Origin of the sequence: Vibrio ishigakensis (assembly GCF_024347675.1) — a bacterium.
GTDB lineage: Bacteria > Pseudomonadota > Gammaproteobacteria > Enterobacterales > Vibrionaceae > Vibrio > Vibrio ishigakensis.
Genome location: NZ_AP024882.1, coordinates 1,358,769 through 1,378,411 on the forward strand (window position 1 = coordinate 1,358,769; position 19,643 = coordinate 1,378,411).

Genomic DNA, 19,643 nt, shown 5'->3' on the forward strand with positions numbered 1-19,643 from the left:
GTATTCCCGAAACAAGTGCTCTTACTTTAATCTTTTTAGAGTAGGGGCACAGTTTTTTGAGTATTTGAGTACAGGTTAAGCAAACGATTGTCATCCTTTCGAAATAAAGGTGGTAACTATTATCGAAAGCAGTAGACTATGTGGTTCCAAAGCGTTAACTGGGTCACATAGCCTTGTTAATTCTAAGGTTTTATTATTCTCCGCAATAGGCGGAGATTTTTTTGCCTATCGGTCCAATGGTCTGATATGAGGCAAGCGCGCAATAGGGTATATACTCTTTGTCGCAATAAAGTTTTTGAGCTGTAGGGTGGATCCCCATGCCCTGCAGTCTGGATAGAAAAAGTCGCTTAAGGAAATGTGATGGCAATACCTGATAAAAGCAGCATCGTCATTTTTGGAGCATCTGGCGATCTGACTTATCGCAAGCTGATCCCTGCTTTGTATCACTTGTACGAGAACGGTCAACTCCCAGAGTCGTTTGCTATTTTGGGTGTGAGTCGTACTGAGTATTCAGATGACTCTTATCGTGACAAGTTACGCAAGTCCCTAACTGAGATGGAAGATACTAAACCAGAAATTCTGGAGAAGTTTATGAACCATCTTCACTATCAAGCTATCAATACATCAGATACTGATGATTATCAGAAGCTTGCTGCCCGTTTAGCTCAAATCAACGAACAGTATGGTTTCGAGCAGAACAACCACCTTTTCTACTTGGCAACGCCACCAAGCCTATACAGTGTTATTCCTGCAAGCCTTGCAGCACATGGCTTGAACAGTGAAGAAGATGGCTGGAAGCGTCTTATCGTTGAGAAGCCATTTGGCTATGATCTTGCTTCAGCTCGTGAGCTGGACATTAAGATCCACGAGCACTTCAAAGAGCATCAGATCTACCGCATCGACCATTACCTAGGTAAAGAGACGGTACAGAACCTGCTTGTTTTCCGTTTCTCAAACACCATGTTTGAACCACTGTGGAACCGCAACTACATCGAGTACGTTGAGATCACAGGTGCTGAGTTCTTGGGTGTTGAAGAGCGTGGTGGCTATTACGATGGCTCAGGTGCTGTACGTGATATGTTCCAAAACCACCTCCTACAGGTACTTGCGCTAGTAGCGATTGAGTCTCCACCTCGCATCAATGCGGATTCTATCCGTGATGAAGTGGTTAAGGTTATGCGCTCGCTTAAGCCTCTTGATGAGAATGACCTTAAGAACAACCTTGTTCTTGGTCAGTACACAGAATCGGATGTACGTGGTCAGCACCTATTGGGCTACCGCCAAGAGCCGGGCGTTGCGGATGATTCTCGCACCGAGACCTATATTGGTCTGAAAGCATTTATCAACAACAGTCGTTGGAATGGTGTGCCTTTCTATGTGCGCACTGGTAAGCGTCTTCCTACGCGCGTGACTGAGGTGGTTATCCACTTCAAACCAACGCCACACCCAGTGTTCGGTCAAGATGCACCAGAGAACAAGCTGATCATCCGTATTCAGCCGGATGAAGGTATCCAGATGAGCTTTGGTCTGAAGCAGCCAGGTGCAGGCTTCCACTCTAAAGAAGTGAAGATGGACTTCCACTACAAGAACCTACAAGAGTCTCAAATGCTGACTGCGTATGAGCGTTTGCTTCTTGATGCACTCAAAGGTGATGCAACCTTGTTCGCTCGAAGCGATGCTGTAGAAGCATGTTGGGAATACGTTCAGCCTATCTTGGACTTCAAAAACGACCCTCAAGCTCTATTCGGCTATGCATGCGGCACGTGGGGACCGAAAGAGTCACATGACCTGCTATCAAAAGATGGTCGTGAGTGGCGCTTCCCTTGTAAGAACCTAACTGACACAGATTATTGCGAACTATGATCAACTCAAAGATTTTTGACTCTGCAGATGCAGTAGTAGAAGCGCTAGCACAAGACATGCAAGCGTATAGCGAGCAGGGCCGTCCTGTTCATATCTCTCTATCAGGTGGTAGCACGCCTAAGATGCTGTTTAAGCATCTTGCGAGCGATAAATACGCAACTGCGATCAACTGGAAAAACCTTCACTTCTGGTGGGGTGATGAGCGTTGTGTGGCACCTGATGATGCAGAGAGTAACTACGGTGAAGCGAACGCGCTTCTATTTAGCAAAGTAGACCTTCCTGCTGAAAACATTCACCGCATTCTTGGTGAAAACGACCCTCAAGGTGAAGCAGAGCGCTTTGCTAAAGAGATGGCAGAAGTGATCCCAACAGAGAACGGTACTCCAGTATTTGATTGGATCCTGCTAGGTGTTGGCGCTGATGGCCACACTGCTTCGCTATTCCCAGGTCAAACTGACTACAGCGATCAGAACCTGTCTGTGGTTGCACCGCACCCAGAATCTGGTCAGCTACGTGTTTCTAAAACCGCTAAGGTTTTGGAAGCAGCAAAACGCATCAGCTACCTAGTGCTTGGCGCTGGTAAGGTAGAGATCGTGCACGAAATTCAAACTACTTCGGCAGCAGACCTGCCGTACCCAGCCGCTAAGATCAAATCTACAGCGGGTGAGACTGAGTGGTACCTAGACTCTGACGCAGCGGCAAAAATTGCTTAATCGCTGACGCTAACAAATAAACGGAGAAATTTGATGAAAGGTGATATCGGTGTTATTGGCCTAGCAGTAATGGGTCAAAACCTTATCCTGAATATGAATGACAACGGTTTTACTGTTGTTGCACACAACCGTACTGCAGCGAAAGTTGATGAGTTCCTGCAAGGCCCTGCGAAAGGCACTAACATCATCGGTGCTTACTCTCTAGAAGAGCTAGTTGAGAAGCTAGAAGCGCCACGTAAAGTGATGCTAATGGTTCGCGCTGGTGAGGTTGTAGACAAGTTCATCGAAGCTCTAGTACCTCTACTAGACAAAGGCGACATCATCATCGATGGTGGTAACACTAACTACCCAGACACTAACCGTCGCGTTGCTGCTCTTAAAGAGAAAGGCATCCACTTCATCGGTGCTGGTGTATCTGGTGGTGAAGAGGGTGCTCGTTTTGGTCCTTCTATCATGCCTGGCGGTTCTGCAGAAGCATGGCCAGCAGTTAAGCCAATCTTCCAAGCAATCTCAGCGAAAACTGACGCTGGTGAGCCTTGCTGTGACTGGGTTGGTAACGACGGTGCAGGTCATTTCGTTAAGATGGTTCACAATGGCATCGAATACGGTGACATGCAGCTGATCACTGAAGCATACCAGTTCATGAAAGACGGCCTAGGCATGTCTAATGACGAAATGCAGGCAGTATTCGCTGACTGGAACAAGACTGAGCTAGACAGCTACCTTGTAGAAATCACAGCTGACATCCTTGGCTACAAAGATGAAGACGGTGAAGCACTGGTTGAGAAGATCCTAGACACAGCAGGCCAAAAAGGTACTGGTAAGTGGACTGGTATCAACGCACTAGACCTAGGTATCCCACTGACTCTTATCTCTGAGTCTGTATTCTCTCGTTGCCTGTCTGCTCTTAAAGACCAGCGTGTTGAAGCGGAGAAGCTGTTTGGCAAGACCATCACTCCAGTTGAAGGCGACAAGCAAGAGTGGGTTGATGCACTACGTCAAGCACTACTAGCGTCTAAGATCATCTCTTACGCTCAAGGCTTCATGCTAATGCGCGAAGCGTCGAATGAGAACGGCTGGGACCTAAACTACGGTAACGTAGCACTAATGTGGCGTGGCGGTTGTATCATCCGCTCTGCGTTCCTAGGCAACATCCGTGATGCATACGAAGCGGATCCAGCGCTAGCGTTCCTAGGTTCTGATGACTACTTCAAGAACATCCTAACTAGCTGTCTTGCTGCATGGCGTAAGGTGTCTGCTAAGTCTCTTGAGGTTGGTATCCCAATGCCTTGTACTATCTCGGCTCTATCGTTCCTAGATGGCTACACTACAGCTCGTCTACCGGCGAACCTGCTTCAAGCTCAGCGTGACTACTTCGGTGCTCATACTTATGAGCGTCTAGACCGTCCACGTGGTGAGTTCTTCCACACTAACTGGACTGGTACAGGCGGCGATACTGCGTCAACAACTTACGACGTATAATCTAAGCTAATACAAGTTTCGAAGGCGCTCACGATGAGCGCCTTTTTTTGTACCTAGAAAGGGCTAGTCATTCACGGCAGCTATAAATCCGCGAAAAGAATACGTGATTTGAGCCACACTTTAGAAAGCAAAAGATACAGCCTGTATTTAACCTGTATTATTCTCCGTCACGTGAAATACAAGTCTAACTGCATCCTTTTGGAGAACTAAAATGGCAAGAGATGCTAGCCAGGTGGCTACTACTGTACTCGACCTTCTTGGTGGTGAAGCCAATATCCAACAACTAACTCACTGTGCGACTCGTCTGCGCGTAGTGACCAAAGATGACAACAAAGTAAATAGCGAAGCGCTGGGTGAAACCGAAGGGGTTCACGGCTATTTCTTTAAAAATGGTCAGCACCAAGTGATCCTTGGTACTGGCTTTGTGAGCAAGGTGTTCAATGTAATGAATGGTGAAGCTGATGTTGAACCTCAGCAGGAAGCCGCTCAAAAAGAAAACCTATCAACCTTTAAATCGGTAACCCGCACTTTCTCAGACATTTTCGTTGCCATTATCCCTGCACTGGTAGCGACTGGTCTATTGATGGGTCTTCGTGGTCTGATTGTAAATGGCTTTGGGGTTGAGCTTTCGCCTCAGCTAATGACCATCTCTCAGGTGCTTACCGACACCGCATTTATCTTTATTCCAGTATTGGTGACCTGGTCAGCAATGCGCGTCTTTGGCGGTAATCCGGTTCTGGGTATTGTGCTCGGGCTTATGCTGGTGGCGCCGCAGCTTGCCAACAAGTGGGATGTAGCTTTTGGTAATGCCGAAGCCATGATGATTCCTTTCATGGGCTTTGAAATCGCGGTAACGGGTCTGCAAAGTTCGATCCTCCCTGCGGTATTCATGGGTTGGTTTGCCGCTCAGGTAGAAAAGACATCTCGTCGTATCGTACCTGAAGTGCTAGACCTTATCCTTACTCCGTTTATCACTCTATTTGTATCTCTGATTGCTGGCCTTGTGTTTGTTGGCCCAATGCTGATGGGTGTTGAGAAGCTAATCACTGAAGCTGTGGTTTACTTCCTGCAAATCCCATACGGTATTGGCGGCCTTATCTATGGTGGCGCTATCCAGTTTATGGCGGTAACCGGTATGCACCATACTATCGTGCCTATTACTATCGCTATGGTGACTGAGACAGGTTTTGACTATATCAACCCATTGGGTACAGCAGCTATCGCGGGACAATTCGGTGCGGCTATGGCGGTAGTAATGATGCAGACCAACAAGGTTAAGAAATCAGGCATGTTCGGTGCCGCGCTTCCTGCACTGTTCGGTATTACTGAGCCTGCGATGTTCGCAATCACGCTTCCACGTGTTAAGCCATTCCTATACGGCTGTGTTGGTGGTGCTATCGGTGGCGCTATCGGTGCTATGGCGCACATTGGCTCGGCAGGTACTGGCGCGACAATGCTTCCAGGCATGTTGTTATACCTCGGTGGCGGTCTAGGCATGTACATCGTTGTAATGCTAGTCGCAGCCCTTGTAGCCTTCATGCTAACCAAGCTGTTCTACAAAGAAGAGAAATAATTTTAGGTTCGTCCAAGCATCGTTCGCATCTGCGGACGGTGCTTTATTTTTAAGAGTTGTTATGGATTTTTCTAATCGTCAAAATCGTTTGGTTCGCTTATCTGAAGTGCCTGAGAGTTATCTTGAGAAGATACACGCTATGGCGCAGAACGACCCTTTTTATCCAACCTATCATCTTGCTCCAAAGCATGGCCTGATGAACGATCCTAACGGATTGAGCTATTTTAATGGCGAGCACCATATCTTCTATCAGTGGTTTCCTTTAGGCCCTGTTCACGGTCTAAAGCATTGGTATCACGTGTCGACCAAAGACTTTGTGAACTATAAAGACAGAGGTGTAGCGCTATATCCAGATGAAGAGTTTGATATCCACGGATGTTATACCGGTATCGGTCTGCCTCAAGGCGACAAGCTAGCGCTGTTCTATACAGGTAATCGCTTCGAAGACGGTACGCCGGTGCAAACTCAAGTTCTGGCGTATATGGACACTCAGGGCAAGGTTGAGAAGAAAGGAGTAGTGGTACCTCATGATGCTTCAGAGTATACCTGTGAGTTTCGGGATCCTGTGATCTTTGAGCGTGGTGAGAGCACTTATATGCTGGTGGGTGCGCAAGGCCATGATGAGAAAGGAAAGCTAGCCCTATACAAAGGCGACACGTTCGAGTCATATCAGTATCTTGGTAATGTCGATATCGGTGGTGATGACTTTGGCTTTATGTGGGAATGCCCAAACTATTATGAGCAAGACGATAAAGGCATTCTGATCTTCTCGCCACAAGGGGTAACTTCTGAAAGTAAGTATGATCTCAAGAACGTGTTCTCCGTGGTTTATATGGTTGGCAAACCGATCGATACCCACGAGCTAAGCTTCGATAACTCAGGTTATATCGAGTTCGATAAGGGTTTTGATTTCTACGCGCCACAGATTTATCTCGACGAGCAGGGCAGACGTATCATGTATGCTTGGCTTGGCAACTCGAAAAGTGCTTACCCAACAGATAAAAACTACTGGGCGCATATGATGACAATTCCTAGAGAGCTGCGTTTAGTGGGTGACAGAATTGCGCAATATCCACTACCAGAACTCGAAGGTCTTCGAACTGAGTCTTTTGAAATAGAAGCGTCTCAACAGCTAACTAGTGGTGCGTTTGAGCTTGAGCTTAGTGTTGATGACCAGTTCAGCTTTGAGTTATGCAATGATTCAGGTGACAAGGTAACATTCTCGGGAAGTAGCGAAGAGTTTTGTTTAGATAGGTCTCAATCTACCTATCTGTATGCAGAGCAGTTTGGTCAAGTACGCTTTGCTAAGCGTGGTCTACAGAAGCAGAACATCCGTGCGTTCGTGGATAACTCGAGCCTAGAGATCTTCTGTGATAATGGTGAGACGGTGTTTACTTCTCGTATCTTTATCCAAGATATGAATCGACTCGTCGTAACGGGTGCTGAGGGCACTTTGCATTACCTAAAAGCCAACCAATTCACAAAATAGGCATACTGTCATCAAATGGCAGGAAACTCGTTATAGGCTCTGATAGGTTAATCTTAATTATCGCCTGCAGAGCCTTTAATGAACTATCTACAACTCGCTTATCTTCATCTCGCCACTATAGTGCCTGCCTTTATCATCGGCACTTACTTAATGCTGAGTAGAAAAGGCACGCCGAACCACAAAATGTTAGGCAAATGGTACATGTCGCTGATGGTTATCTCCGCTACAGTCACCCTGTTTATGCCTGCAGAGGTTGGGCCTAGGTTTCTAGAGCATTTTGGCTACATACATCTGCTAACACTTACGGTTTATATCTGTGTGCCTCTCGCATCAAGAGCGGCTAAATCCGGCAATACACGTTCTCATATAGGGAATATGCTTGGATTGTATATAGGTGGACTCTTGGTTGCAGGAAGCTTCGCCCTGATGCCAGGGCGAATGTTGAATACTTGGTTGTTTAGTTAACGGCTCTAGAAGTTGTAAGTCAGTCCAAGCCCAATTGCGGTGCCATCGTTTTGTACTGCGATAAGGTTGGTGCCTGTTGAGGTGTTGTATTCCTTCCTTGCGTAGTCCTCGAATACCGCCGAGAAATCCCCTTGAAGGTTGTCAGTAAAGCGATAGCCAATACCGAAGCGATATCTATAGTCGATGCCACCGAAGGCATCTATTGCCTCGTCTGCACTGATTCCAGTTCTAAAGCTCCAATCGCTCAGTCTGTATTCCACAGAGGTGGCCAAGCGATTGCTGTTTTGCGTGCCGACCAACAGGCCAAACGGGTCACTGTAATCGCTATAGCGAATGCCTTTACCATCCCAATCTGTATAGCTGTAACTGAAGTGCCAATCAAGATTTTTAGTCGCTCTCCATGTGGCATAAAGAGAGGTAATACTTGGTAGTTCGAGCTGTATGTTGTTATCAGAATACTGAGTAGCGAACTTGTGATTTGCGGCCACTGATAAGTTTGGATTGACTATCCAAGTAGCACTGAGAGCACCACTAAAGCCGCTGGTCGTATCTTTTTGTTTGCTGTCATTGCATCCTCTGAAACCGCACTTAGTCTGGTACAGCTCATATTCTGTATAGAGGTACTCTAAAGTTGCCGCAAAGCTTACCTGGCTCCAACGATAAGCGAGTGTGGGCGCTACTGAGACAGTGATAGGGCGAACACGAGTTTCGTCGGTTAGAGGAATAATGACTGATATTTGAGGGATAGAGATGTCAGCCGCAGTTCGGCTGTAGATAGCAAGACCTGCACTCCAATTATCATTTAAAGGTGTAGCAAAAAAGCCCGCAGGAATAGGATCCGACTGCTTATATTGGGTTTCTGCTCCGAACAAGTCGTAATCTGTAGTCACTTCATAGAAGGTGACGTTGGCAGTAACGGTCGGTGAGTTTAGTTGAGTAATACTCGACGGTGCGAGTGCTAAGATAGATGCATCTGTTGCTATTGCACCGTTAGCAGAGGCCATTGAAGAGTTAACAGTGGATGATTCCCAGAAGTTTAAGCCGGTGGCATGACTAAGGCTTGGCAATAGGCCAATAATTGAGGTTAAAACTAGGCGTTTCATAGTGGTTCATTCTCATACGATTGCGTCGAGAATATGAGACAAGATATTGATATGCGAATGTTTTTTTAAAAGAAGATGTAACAAAAAATGAGCCAGCATTTGCTGGCTCATTGTGTTTTTAACCCAGGAAGGCGATATAGCCCTGCAGGACGATGAGGTTGACGATGTCGATAAAGAAGGCACCAACAATAGGTACAACCATAAAGGCCTGCGGGGAAGGACCGTAGTGACTAACCAAGGAGCCCATGTTCATTACCGCAGTTGGCGTTGCACCCATACCAAAGCCGCAGTGGCCACCAGTAATCACCGCTGCATCATAGTTGCTGCCCATTACTCTGAAGGTCACGTTGTAGGCGAACACCGCAAGCACACAGCTCTGTACTGCAAGAATAATTAGCAGTGGCATCGCAAGATCGAAGATCTCCCAAAGCTTAAGACTCATCAGCGCCATGGCTAGGAATAGCGACAGGGAAACCGTACCTATGGTATCCACAGTATCGGTGTTGAATTTGTAGGCACCGGTAAATTCAAAGATGTTGGTGAGGATAACACCTAGGAACAGCGCAAATACGAAGTCAGGAATACCTTTTAGCCATTTGATATCTAGCGTGCCTGTCCACTCCTTGATGTAGGTTGCACCTACCACGCAGATAAGGATCATAAACATGGTTTCGATAACGCGGCGGGGGGTGACCTTGTCTTCTTCCAGTTCGTTATAGGTAACAACATCTGGGTATTTCTCGTGGTGTTTATCACCCGCACCGTACTCAGATTCAAGGTTGTGTTTGGTGATTCGGCGCTGTGCCACTGGACCACCAATTAGACCACCTACAATCAAACCAAAGGTCGCAGATGCCATCGCAAACTCAAGGGTCTTCAAGCCATACAGTTCTTCAAATGTGGCAGCCCATGCCGCACCTGTACCATGACCACCGGATAGGGTAATGGAGCCCGCAACCAGACCCATAAGCGGGTTTAGGTCCATCATGCTTGCAAGGCTAACACCGATAGCGTTCTGGATGATGATGTAAACAGAGGCCACACCTAAGAAGATAAATACCTTCTTACCACCTTTGAGAAGCTGGCTGTAACTTGCAGACAAACCGACTGTGGTAAAGAACATCAACATTAAGATCTTCTCAAGCGGAAGAGTAAAGGCAAGGTCAATGCCTTGGGTGTGCAATACGGTGATGATAATCGCGATTATCAATCCGCCCACGATAGGTTCAGGTACCTTGTATTTTTTTAGGAAAGGTACACGACGGTTAATAAATTGACCGAGGAAAAGCACTGAGATAGCGACTAGAAATGACTCTAGCGCTCCAATTTCATAAACAGTGTTCATATCACTCCTTTTAAGACCAGTTACAGCGCCTTGAATAACTATAGACGAGAAATATAGACGCGAGTCCGTAACATGGTGAGATAAAATGGAGCGGTATGTTACACCTATCTGATTGATTTATCTTGTCATAATGCGCCAGTTTGCACAGAAATAACAATCAGATCGCTTCAATTATCGCCTTTTGATACAACTTTGGTGTTAGACCAGAGAAGCGTTTAAAGGCTCGAGAGAAGTGAGAAATATCGGCGTAACCCAGCTGAGCCGAGATCTGAGTAAGAGAAATTCCCTTGGTCATCAACTGACTGGCGGTATCAAACATCAAGCTATTTTTGATGCTGCGAAATGAGGCTTTCTCTAACTGAAGTTTGCGCTGAAAACTGCGAGTACTCATATCAAACAGCTCAGCGGCCAGTTCTATAGTAAGTTCATGCTCATGCACATAGGGAAGAAGGGCGGTGTAAACGGTATCTGAAAAGGTGCTGTGCCATTCGATTTGATCGCGTTTATTTGCTGATTCGGAAATCGATATGGTTTTATCGAGTATTGCCTTATCTACTTCAACCTTGTGTTCATCCTGACCATAAAGCACTTGGATGTGCTGTGGGACGAATTTAATGAAAGATGAATCTGGCCCTTGTCTGAGGTATACGTGCTTCGGGGACCAACTAGGCATCCTAATGAGGTTGCGTATGAGCTCAACAGCGTAGATAGCTGTAAACACTTCCTCCCATTCTTCCATCTTTAGCGGGCCTTCTGCACGACAAAACCAGGCTTCGTTATCATCCTCAACCAGATATTGTGACGCTACAGGTGCAGAGTCTCTGATCAAGATATTAAAGCGGGTTAGCACCTCACGAACGGTAAATTGGCTAGGAAGGTTCTTAGTAAACTCAGGAACAAGTAAGTGACGGATAGCGTATTGAATTCCGTAGCTGAAGGTTTCGGTAGGCATGGCATCGTAAGCCGCTTTAAAGAATTGCCTAGCTGGGTGGATGGCAACCATCTTGCTCTCTTTGACCAAATTAGGGTCTAGCTTTGATGACTTAAAGATGGGTTTAGGGTCTAGGCCTCTGCGGCTTAAGGCTGTGATCATACTTTGCACAAAGTCGCCACGAATGAGGGGAATACTGTTATTAAAATGTTCCAAACCTACTTCATTTATTGACTCATTAAATGCTTTGTCTGTCACTAAATTTTCCTTGTTTATCAGTACGTAAAAAGCCGGAATAAGGCTTTGCAACCGGTTGAGTATGCGGATATATTGCGCGCTTTCTAACCGCATCAAAAGTCTAACTAAATCTCACACCCTATGAACAGAAGTTTAACCTGCTTAGTCCCAATTTTGTTAGTGAATCCTGTGTTCGCGGAAGAAAAAAAAGAAAAACACCATGAAGACCCAACCAAGATAGTGACCAAGTTGGGTATTGGTTACAACGGCGATGCGACTTTCTCCGGCTCTATTGGTTTAGATGAAGCTCGTATGCTTAACGGGCGGGTTAATCATGATGGAAGTGAGTGGAGTGTTGGCGGTTCTTGGCTGTTTGATATCGGTATATTGAACTTCTATTTTGGTCGTAATACCTATGACGATGACTCCCACAACACCTCATACAGTGTGGGTACCTTTATCCCTCTGAGCTATTTCGGTTTTACTCCGGGTGGATGGCAGATATTTGCGACCGGTGGATATAGCTATAACGATGGTGAAGTGCGGGATGAGTTTGACCCTATCGCTGGGGACTATGTGTTTAGACCTCAAAGCAGCCATGGCGGTTACTTAGGTGCGTTTGCGTTTAAACCTTTGACTGAGCATTGGTCAGTAATGACTTTCGGTGGTGCAGGTCTAGGTAGCGATGACTACAGCAACTACTGGATTGGTGGCGGTGTAAGCTACAAGATCAATGACCACCATTCACTTAATACCTTCGCTATGTACAGTGATAGCTCTATTTATGATTCTGATTCAAAATTGGGTGTGAACTACAAATACGAATTTAAATAAATTTAGACAGATCATTTGGTTACCTCCTGCGTAGTAATCTAAAGTTTTTGGCGAGCTCTACATTTTTCGCCATTAAAATGCGTGCCACCAAAGGAGAGAGTGAAATGCATCAGGTACTAACCAAAGGTCTTTTAGTGTTATCAGCCGTGTCTTTAGCCCCACTTGCAATCGCAGGGGAAGATGTGGTGTATGAAGTGGATGGTCAGCCTTACCAGGGGTATTGGTCAAAGGCATCTGACGGAGCGCCGCTGGTGGTTCTGGTACATGACTGGGATGGCCTTACCGATTACGAAGTGAAGCGCGCCAAAATGCTTAATGATATGGGCTACAACGTATTTGCGGCAGATCTGTTCGGACAGGGCGTACGTCCAACCGAAGTGAAAGATAAGAAGCAGCATACGGGCGAGCTCTACAAGGACAGGGCCAAACTGCAAAAGCTAATGGCAGCCAGCCAGACTAAGGCTGAAGAGCTCAATAGCGGAACAGGTAATACCGTGATGATGGGGTACTGCTTTGGTGGAGCGGCAGTTCTTGAGTCGGCGCGAGCTGGAGCCGATGCAAAAGCCTTTGTCAGTTTCCACGGTGGTTTAGGTACGCCAGATGGTCAAAGCTATAAAATGACCAAGGCACCGGTGGTTGTTTTTCATGGCACAGCGGACACCGCTATTACCATGCAAGATTTTGCTACCCTAGCGGTCGAGCTTGAAGAAGCTGGGGTTTCCCATGAAATGATCTCTTATAGCGGCGCGCCACACGCCTTTACGGTATTTGGCTCTCCAAGGTATAGAGAAGATGCGGATATGAAGTCATGGAGACGCTTCGGAGAGGTTCTAGAAGAAGTTACCCAGTAATCTAAACGCACTCATAGATGGCGTACAGATGGACATAGCGCTTGATACAAGCCTGATTGCCATCGGCGCCATCTTTTTTTATAGGGTGAGCATGAGACTTGTAGCAAGGAGATAAGCTCATAGGGGAAAGCAGTTCATCCAGTTTTTCACCTTCACTTGGCGCAAGTAATATGCCTTGCTCTACATAGCTTGCGAAGTCATCAGGAAAGCGATTAAGCCACCAATCCATCAGTTGTTGACTGCTACTAATGCGACTAAACCAGTGGTCACACACCAGAACCAGACAGTCATTTGGTTGAATAACATACCCATACTCTTCTCGCCATAGGCTCACCATTTTAACCAGGTTCTGCCTGTGGGTTCGATTTGCAGTCTTCAATGAATCAGGCAGTAGCCAAACATTGCCAAAGTGGGTGGTAAATCTTCGAAAGGGCAATTCTTGTGTGGATTGCTCGGGTCTTACATCAAATGCCTCAGATACCAGAGTGGTGCCATAACTGGATGCCACGCCTGTAAGCCGTCGCTCAACCAGGCTTGCTAAGTGTTTGTTGTCCATGCCTCGATTATGGACTGTGGGGTAGGCGCTCTTAGTCAGAGAGGAACAGTCACTTTGTACCTGTTTTAGCGCCTGGATAACGATATCTTTTAACAAACTAAACTATTCCTGTGACCGTCTCTATCACTATGATTTTACTACTTAATATACTGTAAATTTAAGTAAATAATCGCGTTCCATCAAATTCTTCGACTAAGATGAACAAATTTATTAGCTAGACGTTAACAAATACGTCACCATAATGTTTCACATCAGATGCAATCATATGCATCAATAGGAAGTAACGGATTAGATGGAGGATGTGTGAGTCAGGGATACAATAAAACAGCCAAAACTGTGCACTGGATTTCAGCCATAGTCGTCATTGGCATGTTCGCAGTGGGTCTGTGGATGGTCGACCTTACCTATTACAGTGAGTGGTATCAAATTGCTCCGCACTGGCATAAGTCTATAGGCATTTTACTTGCCTTGCTTACCCTATTTCGCTTGCTGTGGAAAGCAATGACCAAGTCCCCAACAGTTGAGGGCTCTAAGTTTGAAAAGGTAGCGGCCAAATCTGCTCATCATCTGATGTACTTTCTTCTTTTCGTTCTATTTATTTCTGGATATCTAATTTCAACCGAGGACGGTCGTCCAATTTCCGTATTCGGTTGGTTTGACGTGCCTGGGCTAGGGAAGTTCTTCGAAAACCAAGCTGACCTTGCTGGGCAGGTTCACTACTACGTCGCTTTTGTGCTGATTGGTCTAGCATCGGTACACGCACTGGCGGCACTTAAACACCACTTTATTGATAAAGATAATACGCTTCGCAAAATGACAAGGGGATTAAAATGAAACGATCAATGTTAGCGCTAGGATTGGCGGTTGCGATGGCAACACCACTTGCAGCAAATGCAGCAGACTATGTAATTGATACTCAAGGCGCTCACGCTTCAATCAACTTTAAGGTAAGCCACTTAGGTTACAGCTTCATCAAGGGTCGCTTTAACAAATTTGAAGGTGAGTTTAGCTACGATCCAGCAAACGTAACTGCTTCAAGCGTTGAGGTTACCGTTGATACTACGAGCCTTGATTCAAACCACGCTGAGCGCGATAAGCACATCCGTAGCGGTGATTTCATCGATGCAGGTAAGTACAGCGAAGCTGTATTTAAATCAACCAAGGTTGTTGATAAGGGTGACGGCAAACTAGAGATCATGGGCGACCTGACTCTACATGGCGAAACTAAGGCAATCACTATCGATGCTGACTTTATCGGTCAAGGTAAAGACCCGTGGGGCGGTGAGCGCGCAGGCTTTATGGGCACAACTCGTCTAGAGCTAGCAGACTTCAATATCCCAGTAATGGGTACATCTAGCTATGTAGATATGGAACTGCACGTAGAAGGCAAGAAGAAGTAATTCTGTTTACCTTTGGCAAAAGAAAGCTCCCAGTTGGGAGCTTTTTTCGTTCTAGTTGTCTAGCTTGATTAATCTTGCCAAGCTTGCGTAAAACCATCGTTCGCAAACTTAACGCTAACCCCTTGAGGGTTGGCTACAGATACCAGTCCGTCGCTGTATTTGAATTGATTGACTATGTAGTTTAGGTCTTTAGTTGTAACTGCGTGGGCTGATTGCATGTAGCTACCGTAGCGCCCGCTGTACTCACAGTGAACCATCATGGATACAGACTTACCGTTGACCTTCCACTTTTGTTTTTGCGGAACCCTAGGATTGGATAGAGAGCAGTAACCTTTACTCGCAGCAACAGTGAAATAAATGTTTGGTTCAGTATGATTTATCTTTTGGACAGAGGCAGATACCAGGATTGAACGACCATGTTTCGACTTAAAGCTGATGGTTGAAACGCCGCCTTGGTTGTCTTTAAAGCTTTGGGTATCAACTTGAGTGGCAGCCTGCATTGCAAGTGCTGAGCTACTCACTAGCATTGATAGTAAAAATAGCGAACCTTTCATGGCATCTCCTTAGGGAGCAATTTTGCTTCCGACCACATTATTACGTATTAGGTTGTTTCTTGGTTCAACTTGAACCAGCAATTTTCTGCTTCTTCAAAAATCGCATGAAACTGCTCGGTTTTAGTTAGTTAAATAATTCAATGACCAGTTTGTTATCTTTGATGACTAAGCTTGGGTCTGAGGACTTTAATAGAGATTCTTGCACGCTATTGCTATCGAGTTTGTATACCGCTTGATTGGAAAGCCCATAGCCAATCATAGAGACCGCAGGCTTTAATAGAGCCTTAATTTCAGGCGATAACTGACCGCCTTTTTCATCGAACTTCTCAAGGCGCAGAGACTTTAGAAAGACTTCTCCGCTCTCTTGCCTGTACTCGGGTATTGCACTGAACTCGAGATCCAAGTCTAGGGTTTGGCTGGGTTGATTAAACATCTGTATCTTGGCATTGGTGTTGGCAAATACAGACAAGCGATCGGCATCTGCTCGACCTATGTTGACCTTGAGATCATCGATTGCAACTTGCGCATACAGCACATTCTCCACACCAACCGATTGATTAAAACTGATGTTGTCTGTGAGATAGTTGGTCATCTCTTGTTCTGAGATGCTGTAGGTAGCACAACCACCAAGTGTTAATGAGGCAAGAACAAGTGAAAAGAGTTGGAAGGTTCTCATTGAGGTACCTTTTTATGACAGGGAGAAGAATAAATATAGCTGAGGATTAGCGGCCAATGTCATGGAAGTGCAACTTAGGAAATGGTCGAAGAGAGGTCGATGAATAGTTGCGAATGTGGCTGTATTTTAGCCACTGGCACTTCTATTCTTTTTTCGAGCTATTTTGCAATCGGAGAAGCGTGATGAATCTAAAAGACGTAATGCAGTTTAGATACTCTACCAAGGAATTTGATCCTGAGAAGAAAATCAGTGCCGAGGATATGGACCAGCTAAAACATATCCTTAGATACAGCCCATCCAGTGTGAACTCGCAGCCGTGGCATTTTCTTATTGCCAGTGGTGAAGAGTCGAAACAACGGGTGGCAAAAGGGGCGCAGGGGACTTATCAGTTTAATGAGCAGAAGATTTTAGACGCGTCGCATGTTGTGGTGCTTTGCGCACGAGCAAGCATAGACGAGCCTTACTTACTTCATCTTCTTGAATCCGAAGACTCAGATGGACGCTATCAAGCGGCAGAGTTTAAAGACTTAGTTCATGGCGCACGTTCTATGTTTGTGAACATCCATAGATATGACCTGAAAGATGCACAGCATTGGATGGATAAGCAGGTGTACCTCAATATGGGTGGACTGCTACTTGGCGCCGGTGCCCTTGGTATAGATGCTTTGCCTATGGAAGGTGTAGATTTGGCGGCGCTGGATGAAGAGTTCGAGCTGCGTGAGGATGGATTCACTGCAGTGGCTGTCGTTGCGTTGGGCTATCGCAAGGCAGGGGACTTTAACGCACAACTGCCTAAGTCTCGATTGTCTGAGGAGGAAATCTTCACAGAGCTTGAGTAGCCCACATGCACTGAAAATGCCTTGAGGTGCTGTCAATTCAGAGTAATCTAGGGTGAGTAGAATAGATTTTGACTTAGATATCAAAAGGATCCTCATGAAGTACACCCTAGAAGTTGATCTTCATACGCATACCCTCGCCAGCGACCACGCCTACAGCACCATTCACGATTACGTTCGCCTCGCGCCTAGTCGAGGCATTAAACTGTTTGCCAATACCGACCATGGACCAGACATGGAAGATGCCCCGCATAAGTGGCATTTCGTCAACAGCCTGACCCTGCCAAGGGTTGCCGATGGGGTGGGTATTCTTAGAGGTATCGAGAGCAATATTAAAGACATTGATGGCAGTATTGACCTAGAAGAGCCTATTCGACAGAGCTTAGACATTATATTGACCGGCTTCCATCGACCAGTATTCGCGCCTCGCAGCATAGATGAAAATACCCAAGCTATGGTTAAGGTAATTGAGAGCGGTAAGGTGCATGTGGTGACCCACCCTGGAAACAATGCCTTTCCGATCCATATTGAAGAAGTAGTAAAAACTGCTGCCCGTGAAAACGTAGCGCTAGAAATAAATAACAGTTCCTTTTTGTTCTCAAGAAAAGACAGTTACCCAAACTGCTGCAAGATTGCTGAACTCGCCAAAAAGTTTGATGCGCCAATCAGTGTGGGTTCTGATGCACACAATGCATGGGACTTGGGTAAGTTCGACAAAGCTGTAGCGCTTATTAGCCAATATGACTTCCCAGCTGAGCGAATCATCAATAACACTACAGATTCACTGTTTAACTACCTGAAAACTAAAGGTATTGATATTCAAGATCAGTTTGAATGGTAAGGCTATCTTCAACCTGAATAAGATTAGAGCCACCTCAATGAGGTGGCTTTTTTATGTTTTTATAAAACATTTTGAATAATTGAGGAGAGTTAAACAAATCTGTCACATTCAGCGCATAGATTCGTTGCGATTTTTTCAAAGGGAAACAATATGAAAAATATTGCAATGACTTGTGGTCTAGTGGCGATTTCTTCCGCTGTGCTAGTGGGATGCAACTCAGATGAGAATAGTGCGCAAACACCTCCGCCTGTGCCAGAGCAGAAGGCTCGCTGGGTACAAGGGGATATGCATGTTCACTCAACGGCATCTGATGGGCATCAGTTGGTGCAGTCCATCTTGAACATCGCCTACAACAAATATGATCTAGATTTCATTGCAAGTACCGAGCACAGCGGCTTTAAGCGTTATGAAGTCAATGAAGGATTATGGCGTGTTAGAGCGAGTGGTGAGCGTATTTTTAACCCTGAGCCAAGCGACGAGCCGGGAGACGAACTACACAGCCACGACTATGCCAAAGACGTTTACGCTGATGACAAGGTCTACACCCCAAGAGCGCAAGATAACAACCGTCTGTACGCCAATTTGGTTGACTATCGCCATGAGAATTTGACGGAAAAGCAATTCCTACTGACCGGCATGGAATACACACTGCCAGTCATCAAAGAGCATACCACCATGGTACTTTTAGATGATGGCGATGTGGATGAGATCAATGAGTTTCATTATCTATACGGTGAGGGAGAGCGCTGGGAAGGAGATGAGCGTAAGCAAACATGGGATGATCTGTTGGAAGCTATGACTTTCCTGCAACAGAACTATTCTGAACGTGCGTTTTTATCTTTTAATCATCCTTCTAGAAAGCATGAGGTAATGATTGAGTATATGCGTGAGCTACACAATGCTGGGCCAGATATCATCATAGGTATGGAGGGGGCACCGGGACATCAGAGAAACCCAGAAGCCCGAGGTTCCTATGAAATGGAGCATCCTATCTTTCTGAAAGAATATGCTGAGGACTATCAGGGACCAGCCTATCATGGACGCACTTATGGTGGATTTGACTACATGACGGCTCGTATGGGCGGTGTTTGGGATGCACTGCTGAGTGAAGGACGACGCATTTCAATCTTTGCTCATAGTGATTTTCACAGCATGGCGAAAGACTTTTGGCCAGGTGAATACAGTAAGTCCCATATCTATCTTGAACAAGAGACTCAAAAAGGACTTCTAGATGCAATCAAGGGTGGCCAGAGCTTTGTAACTCATGGTGATCTTATCTCAGAGTTGGAGTTTATCGCGCAAGGTGAAAACGACGTGAGTAATTCGACCCGTATGGGTGGCGATTTAGTGGTGCCTGCTGGTGAAAATGTCACAGTATCCATCTCTATGAATCTGCCTGAAGCGAACAATAACGGTGATAAACCCGACCTAAAGTTTGTGGATGTGATTGCAGGTTACGTGACCGGCAAGATAGACCCAACAGATCCCGAATTTAATAAACCTTTCGCCGATGATGTGTCTGTAATTCAGAGTTTTGAAAAGGGCACACAGGGATGGGTAGAAAAGGATGGAAAGCTAACCTTGAGTTTCACCCTAGAGCAAGTTGAACAGGATATGTACATCCGTTTGCGGGGAAGTAACAACGAAAAAGGTACGCCTGGCTATGTGGATCTCGAAGGTAACCCAGTGATTGACCTAGAGAAAACCGAGAGCGACCCTAATGTAGTTGCTTGGAAAGACCTCTGGTTCTATTCAAATCCAATCTTCATTACTGCGAATTAACTCAGTGCGCTTAACCTCTAGAGGTTAAGCGCTTTTTCATATCACTCAATAAAGCAACCTCAGTTACATCAATCGCTCTGTTTACCCGCTTGATTTAAATTAAGTGAATTCT

At 45.8% G+C, this 19,643-nt stretch carries 19 protein-coding genes; 13 read left to right on the plus strand and 6 right to left on the minus strand.

What is annotated here, in order from left to right:
• Window positions 1-360: 360 nt before the first annotated feature.
• The 6 genes from zwf to Pcarn_RS20030 all read left to right on the plus strand — a co-directional run bounded on the left by zwf (window position 361) and on the right by Pcarn_RS20030 (window position 7,585).
• Window positions 361-1,863: a glucose-6-phosphate dehydrogenase gene (zwf, locus tag Pcarn_RS20005; RefSeq protein ID WP_261836083.1), complete on the plus strand. Its 1,503-nt coding sequence runs from the start codon at window positions 361-363 to the stop codon at window positions 1,861-1,863.
• Window positions 1,860-2,576 carry a 6-phosphogluconolactonase gene (gene pgl / locus Pcarn_RS20010; RefSeq protein ID WP_261836084.1) on the plus strand — a complete coding sequence of 239 codons (717 nt, stop codon included), beginning with the start codon at window positions 1,860-1,862 and terminating at the stop codon, window positions 2,574-2,576. Before zwf ends, pgl begins: the two co-directional genes overlap by 4 nt.
• A 33-nt stretch (window positions 2,577-2,609) precedes the next feature.
• On the plus strand, window positions 2,610-4,058 hold the full coding sequence (gnd, locus tag Pcarn_RS20015) for a decarboxylating NADP(+)-dependent phosphogluconate dehydrogenase (protein WP_261836085.1): 1,449 nt from the start codon (window positions 2,610-2,612) through the stop codon (window positions 4,056-4,058).
• A 211-nt stretch (window positions 4,059-4,269) separates the two neighbouring features.
• The gene (locus tag Pcarn_RS20020; protein ID WP_261836086.1) at window positions 4,270-5,631 is read left to right on the plus strand and encodes a PTS transporter subunit EIIC; all 1,362 of its coding nucleotides are present in this window, start codon (window positions 4,270-4,272) and stop codon (window positions 5,629-5,631) included.
• A 61-nt stretch (window positions 5,632-5,692) separates the two neighbouring features.
• Window positions 5,693-7,120, plus strand: a complete 1,428-nt coding sequence (locus Pcarn_RS20025; protein WP_261836087.1) for a sucrose-6-phosphate hydrolase — start codon at window positions 5,693-5,695, stop codon at window positions 7,118-7,120.
• A 78-nt stretch (window positions 7,121-7,198) separates the two neighbouring features.
• Window positions 7,199-7,585, plus strand: a complete 387-nt coding sequence (locus Pcarn_RS20030; RefSeq protein ID WP_261836088.1) for a DUF2306 domain-containing protein — start codon at window positions 7,199-7,201, stop codon at window positions 7,583-7,585.
• Between the two features lie 5 nt (window positions 7,586-7,590).
• On the opposite strand, the gene Pcarn_RS20035 is transcribed toward Pcarn_RS20030, so the two are convergent.
• From Pcarn_RS20035 to Pcarn_RS20045, 3 genes are all read right to left on the minus strand, one after another.
• Window positions 7,591-8,688: an OmpP1/FadL family transporter gene (locus Pcarn_RS20035; protein ID WP_261836089.1), complete on the minus strand. Its 1,098-nt coding sequence runs from the start codon at window positions 8,686-8,688 to the stop codon at window positions 7,591-7,593.
• Window positions 8,689-8,806: 118 nt separating this feature from the next.
• The gene (gene gltS, locus Pcarn_RS20040; protein ID WP_261836090.1) at window positions 8,807-10,033 is read right to left on the minus strand and encodes a sodium/glutamate symporter; all 1,227 of its coding nucleotides are present in this window, start codon (window positions 10,031-10,033) and stop codon (window positions 8,807-8,809) included.
• Window positions 10,034-10,190: 157 nt separating this feature from the next.
• Window positions 10,191-11,222, minus strand: a complete 1,032-nt coding sequence (locus Pcarn_RS20045) for a helix-turn-helix domain-containing protein (RefSeq protein WP_261836091.1) — start codon at window positions 11,220-11,222, stop codon at window positions 10,191-10,193.
• Between the two features lie 168 nt (window positions 11,223-11,390).
• Here Pcarn_RS20045 and Pcarn_RS20050 point away from each other — a divergent pair, with 168 nt between their 5' ends.
• Both Pcarn_RS20050 and Pcarn_RS20055 read left to right on the plus strand, forming a co-directional pair.
• Window positions 11,391-12,035, plus strand: coding sequence for a hypothetical protein (locus Pcarn_RS20050; RefSeq protein ID WP_261836092.1), 645 nt, complete (start codon window positions 11,391-11,393; stop codon window positions 12,033-12,035).
• A gap of 104 nt (window positions 12,036-12,139) precedes the next feature.
• A complete protein-coding gene (locus Pcarn_RS20055) occupies window positions 12,140-12,886 on the plus strand; it encodes a dienelactone hydrolase family protein (RefSeq protein ID WP_261836093.1) in 747 nt (248 codons plus the stop codon).
• Window position 12,887: 1 nt separating this feature from the next.
• On the opposite strand, the gene Pcarn_RS20060 is transcribed toward Pcarn_RS20055, so the two are convergent.
• Window positions 12,888-13,538 (minus strand): hypothetical protein, encoded by a 651-nt coding sequence (locus Pcarn_RS20060; RefSeq protein ID WP_261836094.1) that lies wholly within the window; start codon window positions 13,536-13,538, stop codon window positions 12,888-12,890.
• A gap of 207 nt (window positions 13,539-13,745) precedes the next feature.
• Here Pcarn_RS20060 and Pcarn_RS20065 point away from each other — a divergent pair, with 207 nt between their 5' ends.
• Window positions 13,746-14,276: a cytochrome b gene (locus Pcarn_RS20065; RefSeq protein WP_261836095.1), complete on the plus strand. Its 531-nt coding sequence runs from the start codon at window positions 13,746-13,748 to the stop codon at window positions 14,274-14,276.
• On the plus strand, window positions 14,273-14,842 hold the full coding sequence (locus Pcarn_RS20070; protein ID WP_261836096.1) for a YceI family protein: 570 nt from the start codon (window positions 14,273-14,275) through the stop codon (window positions 14,840-14,842). The genes Pcarn_RS20065 and Pcarn_RS20070 overlap by 4 nt, the downstream gene beginning before the upstream one ends.
• A gap of 68 nt (window positions 14,843-14,910) precedes the next feature.
• Here the strand turns inward: Pcarn_RS20070 and Pcarn_RS20075 are convergent, their stop codons facing one another.
• Entirely contained in the window at window positions 14,911-15,396 is a 486-nt protein-coding gene (locus Pcarn_RS20075) for a hypothetical protein (RefSeq protein WP_261836097.1), read from the minus strand.
• A 124-nt stretch (window positions 15,397-15,520) separates the two neighbouring features.
• Window positions 15,521-16,072 (minus strand): DUF1439 domain-containing protein, encoded by a 552-nt coding sequence (locus Pcarn_RS20080; RefSeq protein ID WP_261836098.1) that lies wholly within the window; start codon window positions 16,070-16,072, stop codon window positions 15,521-15,523.
• A 182-nt stretch (window positions 16,073-16,254) separates the two neighbouring features.
• Here Pcarn_RS20080 and nfsB point away from each other — a divergent pair, with 182 nt between their 5' ends.
• The 3 genes from nfsB (at window position 16,255) to Pcarn_RS20095 (ending at window position 19,531) form a co-directional block, all read left to right on the plus strand.
• The gene (gene nfsB, locus Pcarn_RS20085) at window positions 16,255-16,911 is read left to right on the plus strand and encodes an oxygen-insensitive NAD(P)H nitroreductase (protein ID WP_261836099.1); all 657 of its coding nucleotides are present in this window, start codon (window positions 16,255-16,257) and stop codon (window positions 16,909-16,911) included.
• Between the two features lie 94 nt (window positions 16,912-17,005).
• A complete protein-coding gene (locus tag Pcarn_RS20090) occupies window positions 17,006-17,749 on the plus strand; it encodes a phosphatase (protein ID WP_261836100.1) in 744 nt (247 codons plus the stop codon).
• 150 nt (window positions 17,750-17,899) lie between these two features.
• Window positions 17,900-19,531 carry a hypothetical protein gene (locus Pcarn_RS20095; RefSeq protein ID WP_261836101.1) on the plus strand — a complete coding sequence of 544 codons (1,632 nt, stop codon included), beginning with the start codon at window positions 17,900-17,902 and terminating at the stop codon, window positions 19,529-19,531.
• Window positions 19,532-19,643 lie beyond the last annotated feature (112 nt).